14 protein-coding genes are annotated in these 14631 nt (G+C 69.2%); 4 read left to right on the top strand and 10 right to left on the bottom strand.

The genetic code is table 11. From position 1 onward, the window contains the following. Positions 1 to 94 precede the first annotated feature (94 nt). The 7 genes from ACWDR4_RS24430 to ACWDR4_RS24400 all read right to left on the bottom strand — a co-directional run bounded on the left by ACWDR4_RS24430 (position 95) and on the right by ACWDR4_RS24400 (position 8982). Positions 95 to 1888, bottom strand: a complete 1794-nt coding sequence (locus ACWDR4_RS24430; protein ID WP_450411602.1) for a type IV secretory system conjugative DNA transfer family protein — start codon at positions 1886 to 1888, stop codon at positions 95 to 97. 127 nt (positions 1889 to 2015) lie between these two features. Further along, on the bottom strand, positions 2016 to 2720 hold the full coding sequence (locus tag ACWDR4_RS24425) for a hypothetical protein (RefSeq protein ID WP_450411600.1): 705 nt from the start codon (positions 2718 to 2720) through the stop codon (positions 2016 to 2018). Between the two features lie 19 nt (positions 2721 to 2739). Continuing rightward, positions 2740 to 3252 carry a hypothetical protein gene (locus tag ACWDR4_RS24420; RefSeq protein WP_450411599.1) on the bottom strand — a complete coding sequence of 171 codons (513 nt, stop codon included), beginning with the start codon at positions 3250 to 3252 and terminating at the stop codon, positions 2740 to 2742. Positions 3253 to 3285: 33 nt separating this feature from the next. Then, positions 3286 to 4056 carry a hypothetical protein gene (locus ACWDR4_RS24415; RefSeq protein WP_450411597.1) on the bottom strand — a complete coding sequence of 257 codons (771 nt, stop codon included), beginning with the start codon at positions 4054 to 4056 and terminating at the stop codon, positions 3286 to 3288. A gap of 28 nt (positions 4057 to 4084) precedes the next feature. Continuing rightward, positions 4085 to 4801, bottom strand: a complete 717-nt coding sequence (locus ACWDR4_RS24410; protein WP_450411596.1) for a hypothetical protein — start codon at positions 4799 to 4801, stop codon at positions 4085 to 4087. Positions 4802 to 5394: 593 nt separating this feature from the next. Continuing rightward, a complete protein-coding gene (locus ACWDR4_RS24405; protein WP_450411594.1) occupies positions 5395 to 5778 on the bottom strand; it encodes a hypothetical protein in 384 nt (127 codons plus the stop codon). A gap of 681 nt (positions 5779 to 6459) precedes the next feature. Next, complete coding sequence (locus tag ACWDR4_RS24400; RefSeq protein ID WP_450411592.1) at positions 6460 to 8982, bottom strand: hypothetical protein; 2523 nt, start codon at positions 8980 to 8982, stop codon at positions 6460 to 6462. 759 nt (positions 8983 to 9741) lie between these two features. On the opposite strand from ACWDR4_RS24400, the gene ACWDR4_RS24395 reads away from it, so the two are divergent. The 4 genes from ACWDR4_RS24395 to ACWDR4_RS24380 all read left to right on the top strand — a co-directional run bounded on the left by ACWDR4_RS24395 (position 9742) and on the right by ACWDR4_RS24380 (position 12319). Next, entirely contained in the window at positions 9742 to 10293 is a 552-nt protein-coding gene (locus tag ACWDR4_RS24395; RefSeq protein ID WP_450411590.1) for a hypothetical protein, read from the top strand. A 303-nt stretch (positions 10294 to 10596) separates the two neighbouring features. Next, positions 10597 to 10761, top strand: coding sequence for a hypothetical protein (locus ACWDR4_RS24390; protein WP_450411588.1), 165 nt, complete (start codon positions 10597 to 10599; stop codon positions 10759 to 10761). A 383-nt stretch (positions 10762 to 11144) separates the two neighbouring features. Further along, complete coding sequence (locus ACWDR4_RS24385) at positions 11145 to 12083, top strand: hypothetical protein (RefSeq protein WP_450411586.1); 939 nt, start codon at positions 11145 to 11147, stop codon at positions 12081 to 12083. After that, positions 12080 to 12319: a hypothetical protein gene (locus tag ACWDR4_RS24380; protein ID WP_450411584.1), complete on the top strand. Its 240-nt coding sequence runs from the start codon at positions 12080 to 12082 to the stop codon at positions 12317 to 12319. The genes ACWDR4_RS24385 and ACWDR4_RS24380 overlap by 4 nt, the downstream gene beginning before the upstream one ends. Before the next feature lie 63 nt (positions 12320 to 12382). On the opposite strand, the gene ACWDR4_RS24375 is transcribed toward ACWDR4_RS24380, so the two are convergent. The 3 genes from ACWDR4_RS24375 to ACWDR4_RS24365 form a co-directional block, all read right to left on the bottom strand. Beyond that, positions 12383 to 13807, bottom strand: a complete 1425-nt coding sequence (locus ACWDR4_RS24375; protein ID WP_450411582.1) for a hypothetical protein — start codon at positions 13805 to 13807, stop codon at positions 12383 to 12385. A 151-nt stretch (positions 13808 to 13958) separates the two neighbouring features. After that, positions 13959 to 14138: a hypothetical protein gene (locus ACWDR4_RS24370; RefSeq protein WP_450411581.1), complete on the bottom strand. Its 180-nt coding sequence runs from the start codon at positions 14136 to 14138 to the stop codon at positions 13959 to 13961. Further along, positions 14135 to 14389, bottom strand: a complete 255-nt coding sequence (locus tag ACWDR4_RS24365) for a DUF4158 domain-containing protein (protein WP_450411579.1) — start codon at positions 14387 to 14389, stop codon at positions 14135 to 14137. The genes ACWDR4_RS24370 and ACWDR4_RS24365 overlap by 4 nt, the downstream gene beginning before the upstream one ends. Positions 14390 to 14631: the final 242 nt, after the last annotated feature.

Genomic DNA, 14631 nt, shown 5'->3' with positions numbered 1-14631 from the left:
CAGGAAGAACAGGGGGAGGTCGAGCAGCGGCTCGGGGACGTGGTGGGCCGTACGGCCGCGCGTCTCGTGCGGGCCTCGCGCCGGGCCGGGGCGGTCATGCCGCCGGGCCGAAGCCGTCGCGGTGCAACTGCTTGGCCAGCGCTCGCTCGGTGATGGCCGCGGTCGCCCGGGCGGAGGCGGCCCCGAGCCGGTCGGCGTCCGGTTCGCGGTACCACGGCTTGAGATCGAGCAGGGCGGGACGGACGCCGGTCGCCAGCAGCAGTGCGGAGCCCTTGGGCAGGGCCCGGATCGCGTCGGCCGGCAGCACGCGCTCCTGACGCATCGACACTGACGTCGACCTGCCCGACTCGCTGGTGGACACGGACACCGTGCGTACGTCGTGGTCGCCGACGAGGCGGGAGAGCTTGTCGGCGAAGTCGGCGTCGTCGATGCCGGAGCCGATCAGCTTGATCGTCGCGGCGGACCACAGGGCGTCCATGCCGGCCTCGCCCCACACCCGTACGCCCTGGCGGTAGGACTGCAGGATCGTGATCGGGATGACGCCACGGGACCCGAGGTGGGAGTAGAGGTCCGGGAGGTCCGAGATCTTGCAGACGTTGGCGGCCTCGTCGAGGATCGCGAGCAGCGGCGCGTCGAGGCGCCCGCCGTCGCGTTCGGCCTGGATGACGGCCGCTCGCATCACCGCGTCGGCGGCTGCGGCGATGATCGCCGATGCGGAACCGCCGCCGTCCTTCGACAGCAGGAACAGGGTGTCCTTGCTGGTCGCGAATGCCTCGGGCTTGAACTCCCGTACTTTCTCAAGGCCGTTGGGCGGGGTGACCCAGGCTGCGATGGCCGGGTCGAGGAGACAGCTGGCGTACTGCCGGGCGGTCTCGAAGATGCCGTCGCGGGTCTCGACGGCCCCGGCCACAGTGCCCTGGAGCTGGGCGGCGACAGCGTCGAGACCGGCGTCCTGCAGGAGGTCGATGGGGGTCCGGTCGGCGGGGGAGGCGAGCCAGGCCAACACATCGGTGATGGGCCGGTGGTCGCGGGCCGAGGCGAGGAACAGCGCCGTGAGGGTGTTGGCGGCGGCCGTGGACCAGAAGTCGCCCGCGCTCGACTCGTCCACGGAGGCGGTCACGAAGTGTCCGGCCAGCCGCCGGGCCCCGGCGAGATCATGGGCGTCGGCGAGGATGTCCCACCACATGCTCTGCGGGGCGTGGGCGATCTGCTGCGGGTCCAGCGTCCACACCGTACCCACCCGGGAACGCTCGTCGAGCGTCGCCGTGAAGGCATCGCGCGCCGCCTTGTTCGAGGTCAGCAACACCGCGCCGGGGGCACGGAGAATCGCGGGTATCGCAAGTCCGGAGGTCTTCCCGGAGCGGGGCGCCATGATCGCGAGGAGCACGTCCTCCCAGGAGGAACGGACCTCGGTGCTTCCCGGCTTCAGCGTGCCCAGCAGAACGCCGCGGTCGTCCGGGACCACGGCCTTGGGCTTGACCCCCTTCAGGCTGGGCCGCAGATCGATCGCCTTCGCGGCGATCTTCTTGGGCAGCAGGTCGGCCAGGTCCCGACGATCGGCCAGCCCACTGGGATTCCGGCGAAGGCGCAGCCAGAGCCGGGTGCCGACGACGGCCGCCACCGTGAGCGTGGCGGCGGGCAACAGGTAGCAACTGGTGAGGACGGCGGGCTGGGCGAGATGTGGCCAGACGAGCTCGGGGTGCAGGAGCGCATCGGTCGGCTGGAAGGCGGCCCACGGATCGGAGCCGGCCGCGGCGTTGGTGAGGTTGCCGAACAGCCAGGCCAGCGAGCCTCCCGTCATACCTAGACCGGCGATGCCGATCAGGAGGTAGAGGAGGAAGTCGGTGCCGGTGGTGGTCGAGGGCGTGCTGGTACGCGGAGATGGCAAGGCGGGATCCAGAGGGGTGCGGACCTACGGGTGGCGGCGGGGCGGCGAGTTGCTCTGGCGATCACGAGCGGGCTCCTTGCGGTTGGGGCGCTGAGCAGGGGAGTTGGACGAACAGGCGGGGGAGCGATCAGCGAGTCCTGCCCGGCTTGGGCGTGGCGGGCGGCGTGGCGGTGGGTTCTTCGGAGGCGGCGGGCGCGGCTGCGGTGCGTGGGCTCGGGGCGGTCGCGTAGTAGCTGGCGACGCCCTCCTGCCAACCGCGCTTCCGGGGCGGCCCGAGCGCCCGCATCTGGCTGCCGGCACGGCGCAGGTCATCGCCGAGCGAGGTGAGCGTGGAAGCAGCGTCCTCGAAGAGATAGGACAGGTCCCAGCCGTCTGCGGTATCGGCGACGTTGGCGTGCACCGCGGCGGCCTCGAAGAACTCGCCGAGGCGGACGAGTACACCGTCGTCCGGGTCCACGACGTGCTCCATGAGGTCCGCGGCTCCCACATACGTGGCGGCTCCGTTGAGCTGGTCAGTCAGGGCGAGGATCTGCTGCCCGTAGACGCGCGTGCCGAGGGGATCGGTGGGCGTGCTGACGCGGGTGACGTCCAGGCCTGGATCGAGCTCGACCTGGTAGCCGACGGCCGCGAGCATTCGGGCGGCGTGGCTGGCCATCTGGTTCTCGCGCTCGTCGCCCATGTCCCAAGGCAGGCGATACCAGAAAGAGCGCGGTGTGGTCTGTATGACGAAGCCGGCGCGCTTGAGGAGCGTGGTGGCCAACTCGTCCCCGCCTTCGGCGGTGACGTTGCCGGTCGGCTCGCGGGTGATCACTACAGCGGGCGTGGTGGACATGGAGGCCTCCGCAGACGGGTCAGAAGTGAGGGTTCTCGGTGGGCCGGTCGCCCTCAGCCGCTGCCAGCAGCTCGGGCAGGTCGGCCGGGTCGGCATCGCGCTGATCCAGCCACCACCCGGCACGCGTCAGAGGCCGCACGGCGTCCTCGATCGCCGCCCACTCCGCCTCGCTGGTAGTGCCCTCCATGACGAGAGCGGTGTACGCGGCGGCCACGAGCTGGTGGCGGCAGCGGGTGCCCCAGGCGACTGCGCGGTCGGTGCCGTCCAGCGGCGGCATCCGGTACCGCGTCGACCAATCATCGGCCTCGGCCTGCTCGGCGGCTCGCTTCTTCGCCAGCCACTCGGCCTTCGACTCGGTGTCCTCGCCTTGGGCAGCACGCCAGCAGTCGGAGCAGTCGGAGCAGTCGGAGCAGTCGCGCTCGGCGAGCCAGCGGGCGTAGCCGGCACGACGGTCGGCCGGGCGGTCGGAGAGGTCGGCCCGAGTGGTGTCTCCGCAGGCGTGGTTGATGGTCCAGAACTTCTTGACGGCCATGAGCCGGACTCCTCCGTGGAATCGAGAGAAAGGTCAGCGCGTACGACGGGGGCTGGGCGGGACAACCGGTGAACGGGCTGCTTCGTCCGGCGAAGTGGACTGTGCGGCTGGGCGGTTCGGGGAGGATGCGAGAGCGGCGCGGGCACGGGCGGTGTGCGTGACCGACGGGAGCTCGTACCGGGGCAGCAGCGGTACGTCGGCCAAGGCCGGGGCGTTGTCCGGGGTCACGTCTGGCATGACCGCCAGGTCGAGCTGGGCGGTGACGAGCTGGTCGCCGAGGAAAGCGACGTGGTGGGCGATAGTGCGTAGGTGCTGGCCCAGCTCGCGGCCGTTCGCGGTGTCGAGCCGATCGCACCAGGCGGCTGCCGTGTCGATGAACTCCTCCAAGTCCCCGACGACGCCGTGGTGTTCGTCGAGGATCTGCTCCAGGACATCGGCGACGTCGGCCGAGCGGCGCAGCTCGTGGAGTTCCCCGGTCAGGGCGGTCAGCGACTGCCCGGGCAGCGCCTGGCGTACGGGCACCCCGTCCGGCGTCGGGATCGGCGGCGGCATCATGATGCGCGGATCAGCGGCGACCGAGAGGCCGACGTCCTGGAATTCGCGGCTGGCCCGGGCCACGGTCCGCACCGCCGTGTTGTGTGGGGTGTCACCGGGCAGGACGTAGAGATCGAGGGCGCTGCTGCGGCGGAAGTGGTGCCTGCGCAGCACCTCGTCGATGAACGGCCGGTCGTCCGCCACGGCGGCGGCCACCCCGAGGCCGGGGTGAACGCCGAAGGCGACGTCGGGATCGAGTTGCAGATTCATGGTGAAAACTTCCTTCGGCTCGACAGGCCTAGCGGACGCGGACCGGTTGCTGGGCAGCCGGGGCCGGGCGGTAGGAGACGGTGACGTCGGGCCGTTGAGGCACCGAGGTACTGGCGCGGGCCGGGGAGATGGCGGTGGCGGCCTGGGCCCGGCGCTGCCATGTCGCGGGAGTCGGATCGGGACGGCCGTTCCCGCGGATGTAGGAGAACGCGTCGAACGCGAGATCGGTGCTGTCCAACCGGCTCTCGACGTATCGCAGATCGCCCTCACCGTGCAGCAGTACGCCCTCGCGGGTGCGCATGTCGGTGCCGACCGCGCGCAGCGTGCCGTCGGGGTCGCGGACCTGGTCGTGCACGATGATCCGGGCGGCCTGGATGTCGGCGTCGAGGGCGCGGGCGGACGCGGAGACCGCCTCCTCGCCGCCGATGGACTCCGGCACCGAGTCGTTCTCCGGCCGGTCGAGCAGACCTCGCCCGCCGTGGAGCCGGGTGGGGGGCTTGAGGTCGAACACAGCGTCGGAGGTGACGCTGTACTGCGCGGCGCGCAAAGACTGGACGACCTGCTGACCGCGCCGCGTCAGGTCGTGCGCCGGCTCGGGCAGGGTGTACAGGTGACTGCCGGGCAGCCGCGCGAAGCCGACCAGCCGCAGCATGCGGTCGGCGGCGTGGTTGTCGTGCGATGTCGCGGCAACGACGCCGTACTGATCGTGGTGGGCGATGGTGATGTGCGGAGGTATTTCCGCCACGAGAGTTGCACCTCGCAGTGGTCGGGGGCGGGCGGAGGACGAGGATGTGGCCCGCAGACGGATTTGGCGGTGCCGGGAATCCGCGTTAGCGCGATCGGATAGGGCGGTCGTGCCCAGGACGCCGAGCGGCGGAGTAGTGGCGGAGACTTTCGCCAGCGGGACGGTCTGGTGGATCGCGTGCGGAGACCGGGAGCGGGCGGCCTCGACCTGTGCGGACTGCGGTGGCTTGTCCCGCTGGCTGAGCACGGCTCGCTCGGCCTGCGTTATCTCAACGCGTGCGCCGCCGTTCTCCATCCAGGTCAGGGAGCAGTTGCCAGCCCTCGGCATCGCGCTCGGCGACAGCCGTCGCGAAGGCCGCTGCGGCGCGAGGGTGTTCTGGCACCAGTGCACCAGCAACAAGCTCGAAGTCGGCCTGTACCCGTGCGCTGCCTTACAGGGCTTCGTGTAGCACCCGGAGCCGGTACGGCCAGCGTCCCTCCACACGATCATCAGGATTCAGGAACGGGAGCGTTGCCTCGGCGTGGGCGACCAGGGCCGGGCCGTGGGTGAGGGAAGGGAGCGAATTGCACCCACATCGCTGCGTCCCATTGCTGCTAGCCCAGGCCGTAGCGCTCGTCGTGGGGCCAGTGGTCGGCGTCGCACAGGCTGTCCGACACGGAGTCCCACTCGGTCAGGATGCGTTCTCCGGCGGTCATCGCCGTAGCGAGTTGCTCGATCCGTACATGCCGCACGGCCTGCTCGTAGAAGGGAAGCAACCGATCTGCCACTGCCGATGCCGCTCGTGCCGGGTCCGCGTTGACGACGATGCCGTGGGGCGCTGCCACCGAGTCCGTGGGTGTGACGCCGTGCGGCTGGAGGGCGGCGACCAGGAACTCGTCTTTGTGCCGCAGGCGGTCGATGACGACCAGCTCGGCTCCGGCGTTGCTGGTGAGTACCGCGTCCCGGTTCAGCACGAACTGATCGAAGGCCCAGCTCACATGCCCGAGGTCCGACACTCGCTGGGCGAGAGGGAACTGCTTCGCGTACGCCGCGTGTTCACGGGCGATGACGCCCCATGAGCCCGGCAGCCGGACTGCCAGTCCCTCGGCGAACGCCGCAAGGTCCTCGCGATCGTTCGGACGACGGGCCGAGGAGGCAGTCAGCCGCTCCGAAACCGACGTGGTAGAGGATCGGCGACCATGGTGGGATGTCTGGCGTTCTCGCCGTCGGTAGTCACTGACGGTTCAGCCACGACGAAGGCCTGACTCGGTGCACGACACGGCCTGCCGGGCCTTGAGGCGCCGGGATTCGTCAAGAGCAGCGACCGGGACCTGAGACCAGGGGGATATGACCGTGAGCGGCGTTGGCCGAGGTCGGGGGTTGAGGAAGATCCGTGTCAGATCGTGTGCGAAGCCGACGTCGGTCCTGGCGGGCGGCTGATGTCCCGTCGCACCGAAGGGTGAGCGTTCTCACCGAACTTCGACCGCTTTGCTTGCGAGACGACCCCACCGCCCGCGCTTGGTGCGTGCGTGTCGCCTCGGTCGGTCTGTTCGCTCTGCACGTGACTGGACCAGTCGCGTGACCCGCCGGGGCACTACTCTGGTGAGGACGGGAGGCGGGCTCCTCGACTGTCTTGAGAAGCCCGCCGGTACACGAGGACCCGGGTTCTACCGCGCCGGTCAGACCTGCAGGATCAGCGCTTCCACCTGTTCGAGCGTCGTCACGCTGGCCTGGGCCGCGGCCCGGACCTTCGTCAGTTTCTCCATCCACTCGATCCGCTGCTCGGCCGGGAGCGCGTCCTCTCCGAGCTGGACTCGCAGGCGGTGCGCCTCCTCGAAATCCGTCATCAGGTTGTGGGCGGAGTCCACGGCCTGCTGGTAGCCGCCCTCGATGAGTTCCACACGGGCGGGCAGCTCACGGCGCAGCGCGGCCAGCTGGTCGTGCGGGTCGGCAGGCGGAGCACCGTGCGCGGTGGCGGCAGTGGGATTCGTGCTGGTTCCGGCCGTGGACGAAGCGCTGGTGCTTCCGGCGCCGCCCGGGGCCGGGCGGCCGAGTTCGACGGGGAAGGTCTCGTCGAACCAGGCCTTGTCTGCGATGTAGTGGGTGGCCCGGCCCTCGGTGTCAGGAGCGATCACCATCCCCGCGGTGATCGGCGTCCGGCCCTCAACCCAGTGCTGCTCGCCGTAACAGATCAGAGACTTACCGTCTTCCGTCTCGGGCGGCTGTGTTGCGTCCGGGTGCTCCAGCACGGCCTTCGCGAACGCGAGGAGAAGGGCCCGGCTGACGCCCGGGGCGCTGGTTGCTGTGTACGCCACGATGAGGGCGGCGAGGGCGCTCTTGGGAGTGCGCCGCACGCCCTTGCGGCCGTCGCCTGCCTCGCTGCCCTGACCAGCGGTGATGAACGGCTGCGGAGCGTGGATCAGCGCCGGTGTCATGCGCTGCACGAGGGCGGCCCAGGCGGTTGCGTCGCCGGCCTCCGCCCCGAGGAGGAGCACCTTGAGCGACCGCGGGTCCTGCCCGGCGCCCTTCGCGGTCTCCGGGACGCCGAAGAGGCCGAGAGCGGAGAGGATGTTGCCCCGGTGCAGGAACAGTTGGGCGATGGCGGCGGACCACAGGCGGGTGCGTGCCTCTGCCGTCCTCGCCTTGGTCTGGCTCCACGCCGGCTCCTGCAGCGTCCCCCTGACGATCGGCCAGAAGCGTCCCGTGTCCCGGACGGTGCGAGCGTTCGTCCGCTTCGGGGTTTCGGGCGGGATCTCGGGGAACACGAGCGCGGTGATAGCGCGCACCGCGATGTCGCGGAGCACAGCCGGTGAGGCGTCGTCGCCCGCAGGCACGAGCGGCACCAGCGGGTCGAGCGGCCCGTTGGCAGTCAACGCGTCGCGCACCCCGACCAAGTCGAGGAGATCCGTGCCTCGCGCGTCGGGAAACGCCTCAGTGAGCGCGTCCGCGAGGAGCGATTCCCTGGCGTAGGCGTCGACGAGCGTCGCGAACAGGGCGATCAGGCGCGCATCCTCGTCGTAGGGCTGGATGCCACGCAGGTGGTCGTTGACGTTCAGCGTCCGCAGGACGTGCTCCAGAGCCGCCGGCTTGGTGCAGCCGATCACGATCTCCGCGGAGACCGTGGCAATCTTCCCGGCCCGGACCGACGGGTCGGTCGCCTCCGTCTCCGGCCTGGCGACGGCCTCGTTGAGCCGGTCGGAGAGCCGGTTCAGGATCTCCCGCTGACTCAGCAGCAGCAGCTCGGGATCAGCCTTCTTGCCCTTCGGCATGGGCAGGAGGGACTGGGGCATCCCCGTGACCAGGTGTTCCGGCCGCACGCGGAAGATGTCGAGACGGGCCAGTGCACGGTTGTTCCCAGTCACGGCGGCCAGCCGCCACAGCTTCGACACCGTGCCGTCGGGGCGGATGATTTGCCACTGCTGCAGGACGTTCATGCCCTTGGAGAGCTGGCCTGCGTCCACGAGGGACTCGGCCAGGTCGTAGCCGCGGGTTTTCCCGGCGCGCTCCAGATTCTCGGCGGCGTACCGCTGCATGTGGACGGCCACGTCGTACGGCTGCTCGGCGAGAGTGAGAGCCGCCTTCGGCTCTCCGTCCGCCTCCGCCGCCCGGACCACAGGACGCGGCCGCCGGCCACCGAGGGCAGTGAGGAGGGCCTGGCGCTCGCCTTCGAGTTCCCTCACTCGACGGTCAGCGTCTTCGTGCTTCTGCGTGGCCGCTGCCAGGGCCTGTGCGGCGTACGTGTCGTCACCAGCCGCGCGGCGGCAGCTTTCCCGCTCCTTCTCGGCGGTCTTCGCGGTCTTCCTGGCTTCGTGCAGCGCCAGCTCGGTGGCGATGAGGTCCTTGACGCGCTGGCTGGCCTCAGGAACGGGCGGCGACCAGCAGCTGACGGTGCGGTCGTTGAGGTCCCACGGGATCACCGCAGCACCATGAACGTCACTCATCAGCAGGAGTACCTGCTCCTCGCCGGCCTGCACGAGGCGGTAGGCCGAGGGCTTGAGCACCTTCTTGCCGCTCCGGCTGGTGATCAGGCCCTTGATCTCGGTGTCCGGGAGAGCGGTGGCCAGTCCCTCGGTGATCGCCTGCCGGGGAGGCGGTACGACCCCGAGTTCCGCGCAGGTGTTTTCGATGGCGTCCGCGAGGTTCCGGCCGTAGGCGTCGGTGCCGATGCGCGGAAAAATGCGGTCAGGTCGTTTCGCGACCATGGTGTTGTCCTTTCACCCGGCGTGCCGGGCGAACACAAAACTCCCGTCTCTCGGGAGCGTGTCACGCGCCCGAGAGCCGAAGCCTCGTGCCGACGAGGAACGGGCCAACACCCTGCAGAAGGGAGTACGGCGGTCCTCGCCCCGTACGGCCCACCTGCCAACGCCCGAAGAACGATCAGCCTCAACAACGCCTCTGTGGCGTCTGGACGTCTCGCAACTTGCTCCTGCTCCGCCGACGGCGGCATGAGGCGGACGCCGGTGATGAGCCACCGACGTGCATCACGGAATCTGCCACCCGGTCCCGCGCAATGCCGAACTAGGACGGCGGAGTTCATGCGATCAGGTGAACTAACAACCAAGCGTTCTGCCCATAGGCCGATTTAAGGTAAAGCGCGGTGGCAACGAAGCGGCGTCAGCTGGTAAGCCGGGCTATGCAGTTCTGGCTGCGGGCCGTCGGCGGTGCCCCGATGAGTAACTCCGGCCTGCGCGGTACTCCTGGCTCAGTAGGCCCGCGAGGGGGTCAAAGTTCGATGAGAACGCTCAACCTTCGGTGAAACGGGACAGTTGACGGAGCGTTGGTGACCGGACCCGTCTTGTCCTGTCTCATCCAATCGAGGCGCTTCTCAGCCGCTAGGCGATTGGCCTTCTGTCTCAGCGAACCTAGCCGTGCGGGGTAACGCCGAACGTGTCACCAGCCGCAAACCGCAGAACCATTCCGAACCACGACGGCGCCCTGTGGATCCGTGGCACCCTGGGGTGATGTCAACGAACGCCGTCACTCTGGCCGTTGCGTTCATCGCTCTCGCGGGAGTCATCTTCACCCCCGTCTTCACCGCGAAGGCAACGGAGCGCAACCGGCAGGAGGACCGCAGGCAGGCAGAGGCCGACCGCCGAGAAGACCGGCTACGGGCGGCCTGCGACCGGTTCCAGGACGACTGCGACGCCCTACAGGACAAGTTCGAGGCAGAAGTACGGTTCGTCTTCTCCAGCTACAACCTTCCCGGCTACGGCGCTCCGCCGGAGATTGAGGCAGAGAGGATGGGGTCGACGGGGGAGTCGTGGAACGTCGTGCACACCGCCCTCAAGGCGGTCGGCCGGACAACACGCCGCATCTACCAGGAGGACCGTGATCTGGGAGCCGTGGCCCGCAACGCCCACCGGTCACTTCACGAGGAAGTCGACATCCTTCGGGAGGCGGGCCAGACCCCTTCGGGAGAGGCACGGGAAGCCCTGCACCGGCGTTGGCTGCAGGCCCAGCAGCGCTCGGACCGGCTCCGGGAGAAGTTCGACGACGCCGTACTGAAGATCTGAGCTACCACGGCCGGGCGTCCGAGAGATCAGGTGTGAACGGCATACCGCCGATCGACGCTCGATGTTCCGCGGTTTGCGGCTGGTGACACGGCTCTCACCAGCCCTTCGACTCGGCCGTCTCAACGAAGTTAGTCCGGCCAGGTCAGGGACCCGGCATCGACTAACTTCGTTGAGACAGGACACGTCTGAAGTCGTCCCGCGGATAACGCCCTATTATCTGCGGCATCGTTGATCACGACCTGCGGCGATGTCAGCGAGGTCGTGTATGAAGCAACCCTGTCATCTGTAGCAAGGGAGAGACCGGTGCCCGCCGTCGTGCGACTGCCCACCGGGAAGGCACTGACCATCCGCACGGCAGTGGACGTGTTCCTCGACTCGCTCGACAACGCGAACGCCCTCCGCTCGTACGGCATCGACGTCGGCAAGGCCGCCGAACGCCTCGGCGACGACCGTCCGCTTTCCAGCTGATTGACTAGCGGCTTGTCCTGGTGGTTGTGCGAGAGGAAGGCATGCATGCCTTCAGAGTGTCGGGCGCCACCTCTTTTTCGTCAGACTGACGATACGCGGACCGGGGTCTTGAGTCTGCCAGGTGCCGCACCGTCAGGGCGGCCAGCGCTCAGTGGCGTAGATGTCCGGCGGCGGCCCGGATGTCGTCGGCGAGGTCGAGGCCGATGGCCCCGGGCAGAACCCCAGGCGGCTCGCCGTGTCGTCATGGCGTCGGGGCGATCTGGGGCTGCGCGCACCTTGGTTGCGTGATGCAGGTCACATGAAAATCTGTGGAGGCGTTGTCGGATCGGGCCCGTGTGAGGCCCAAGGGGAGAAAGATTTTCCAGCGACGCAAGGAGGCACCCATGGCCACCGAGGACCAGACGCCCAGTTACTACATGGTCGAGGACGACGACTCCATCGACACCCACGTGGCGGAGCGGATCAACGAGTTCAACTGGGACCCGGGTGCCGCAGGGGCGGTCATGGCCTTGTTCCCGGTCGACTGGACCGGGAGCGGAGGCGAGCTCGTGACTCTTCGTGAGGATGGGACCGTCGCCCTCGATATCGACGGTACGTTCGAACTGCCCGAGCCGTTCGATCGCGGCACTCCTCCAACGATGATCACCACCACCACCGGCATGGCGGTGCTCAAGCCCGACCACCCGGCCAACCAGACGATCGAGTCCGGCTTCCAGGCGGTCGGCATCCCGGTGCCCGAGGTGGTCCGGGCGCTGAACGCCCGCGAGGCCGCCCTCACCGGGGACTGGGCCGCGATCCGCGCCTACACCTCGGAGGCGCTGGGAAGGTGGAGCGGGTGGAGCGAGCCGATCTCCACCGCCCTGCTCGGCAATTGGGCGGACCCGCTTCACAACGAAGGCCAGCTTTCCCCCGGTGCCCTGGCCCTGTTCCTGGCCGAGGCCAGCGTCATCAACAAGCAACTCAAGCCGATCTGGGACCGTAAGGCCAACAGGGAGTACGTGCGACTGCTCGACGCCCCGCTCAGCCACGGGATGACCCTGCACGACGTGCTTTCCGGACAGCCGGCCATCGACCTCAGCTTCGATGGCTTCGAAGACTCGCGTCTGATCGAGATCCTGGAGGCGCTGTCCACGGACGAGCGGGCAGTGGTTATGTGGCGCAGCCGCCGCGGAATCAGCAGCTGGGCCGAGGCTGCTATGGCCGCCGGTGTTCCAGAGCCGGAGGTTGTCGGTCAGCGGGTCCGCCGGAAGGTGAAGCGGCTTGCCGCCCACATCACCGGCGGCGCTCTGGAGGCCGGGGCGGGTACGGGGAACGGCCGATGAGCGCTCCCGCTCCGGCCCCGTCGCGCCCGGCCGTACGCCGGGAGATGGTGCTGCGGATCACCCCGCCGGACCTGCCGGCCTGCACTGCAATGCTCGGCACCGGCAGCCTCGGTGCGCTCCTGGTCCACGGTGCTGTCCCGGCAGGATCCCCGTTCGTGTGGCCGCTCGTGGTTCTCGCGCTCGGCGCGATGGCGTACGACGTCGCGCTCCGGGCCGTGCGCCGCCGGGAGGACTGACGCCCCCTCCCCGATGACGTGGACTGGTGCGGCCCGGGGGAACGACCCCCGGGTCGCGCCGTGTCAGCGCTGCCGGAGGCCGGGGAAGGGGATGGCCTTCCAGCCCTCCTCCAGAATCGAGTTGTTCTCCAGAAACTCGTGCCCCTTAAACAACTGCTGCAGCGTTAGGGCACCGTTCGGCGGGTTGGTGAGCAGCAGCTGGGACAAGCTGATGTCGGTGATGGTGACTGCGTGCTCCAGCTCGTGGATCGAGGCCGTGGTGATGGGGATGATCTCGCCCGTCACCGGGTTCGGGGTGGGCTGGATTCCGGCGCGGAGCTCGGCGGTGTTGAGCAGGTGAAACGGCTCCATCGTGATCACCATGCCCCTCCGCGGCAGGTGGGACGGGATCTGCGCGAACGCAGGGTTGCCCTCGGAGATGAGCCGGTCGGTCTTCTCGATCTGGGTGAATCCCTCGCCGGGCGTCTTGGCCAGCATCTGGGCGTAGTTCTCCGCGCCGAGGCGCAGGTAGGCATTGGGTCGGGCGGACTTGACCTCCACCAGCAGCACCAGGTCCGGGAAGACGACGATCCAGTCCACGGACTTGCCGCCGCCCCCCTTCTTCACGCCCGGATGCCGAATCTCGGGGTAGACCGTCGCATTGTCGAGCAGGCCGACCTGGCGCCCGACATACGCCTCGAAGAGGTGCCCGAGGTCGGTGGTGAACAGCTTGCCGCGCGGCGTGGAGTTCTCCTCACCGCCGGTGTAGTAGAGGCCGAGCATGCTCGCCTTGGACAGGACCGCGGCCGGCACCGGGACCAGGTAGCCCTCGCCGAACCCGGCGACCAGCGGGGTCGTCCGCAGGGGGTTGTGGCCGTAGCGGCGAAGCAGCGGGTCCGGAGAGGCCGGGTAGGTCGCCTGGAGCCCGGAGGCGTCGGTCACGAAGTGGCGCTCCAGGACCGCGGTCGCATCGGCTGCGGACCGCAGCGTGGAGAAGGCCGAGTAGTCCGCCGGGGCGAGCATCATGTCCGGGATGAATCGGCCCTTGAGCTCCGGGATCGGCATGCCGGTGGCGGTCGCCCAGACGTAGCGGGCGAGGCCGACGTAGTCGGCCACCGAGCACCCGAGCACGTCCTGCGCCCAGCCGGGGCCGATCACCTTGAGGGGCTCCGGGGTGCTGGTCTGGGTGAGGAGGGCGACCGCGCGACTCAGCTCGGAGTACTCGTCCACCTGCCAGATGAACTGCTGGCCAGCTACCCGCAGGAGCAGGCGCGTCAGCTTCTCCTCCGGCGACTCCTTGTAGAAGGGGTCGTCCAGAGCGAGGTAGAAGCCCAGGATCTGCGCAAGGTCGCGCGGCTGTGCCGGGGCGCGGTTGATCTCCTGGCCAAGGGCAAGGGAGATCCAGGCGGCGTCGGCGAGGGCCCAAGGGCCATATACGCCGAGGCCTTCATGCTCGCGCAGGTCACGGGGGTGCGGGAGCTGGGCGCCCGTGGAGGCGATGAGCTCCACGAGCGAGCTCTGAGAGTGGCGCAGGATGCGCCGGACGTACTGGGAATCCGGGACGCCGGATGCGGGGACGGAGTGCGGCATAACCGATGATTCTTCCGGTCAGTTGGTCCGCCTCGCACCCGGTTTCGCCGGACCGGCCGCGCACCGGCGCTCAGCGGTGCAGGTGCGCGGTGGCGGCCCGGATCTCGGCGGCGAGCTCGAAGTTCTCCCGGTCGAAGCGGGCCCAGCGCCGGGCCTGCTCGGCCTCGTGGGCCGTGCGGGTCCGCCTCATCACGGCGTCGAGCCTCGGCAGGTACGGCGAAGAGGCCACCAGCCGGGCGAACCGGCTCACTCCCGGCAACAGCACCCTCCGCTCGCGCAGCCACCCCACCAGCTCGTCCCGGACCTTGGCGAAGTCCCGCCAGCCCCGTCCTGCTGGATCTCCCCGGCGTGCGAGCGGGCCGTACCGTCCCGCTCGCCGTACTCCGCCAGCACCCCGGCGTCCGCGATCCTCAACTGCTCGGCCAGGTAATCCGCCACCTCCGTCCGCACCTGCCGCAGGTCCGGCATGAACCGCGCCAGGAACCGCACCGTCGTAGCCAAGACCCTCGGCTACGACGACAAGACCGCCCCCCGGCTCGTCACCGAAGCTGGCAGCGCCTGGGGCCACACATGGTGACAAGACTTCCGCCACCCCTGAGGAATACGCGACTCCTCATGCGCGCCTACCAGTCTCAATCCCCAGTTCGCGTTGAGGTAGCGCTGGATGAGTTGGTGCATCGCACAGCGGATCTTGTATTGCTGAGACACGGAGACGGATTTCCTCAGAAATCGTGGGGGAGGCG

The sequence above is a fragment of the Streptomyces sp. NPDC000878 genome, from assembly GCF_053599695.1.
The sequence above is the reverse complement of the archived record's forward strand: the minus strand, read 5'-3'. Positions and strand labels throughout refer to the sequence as shown.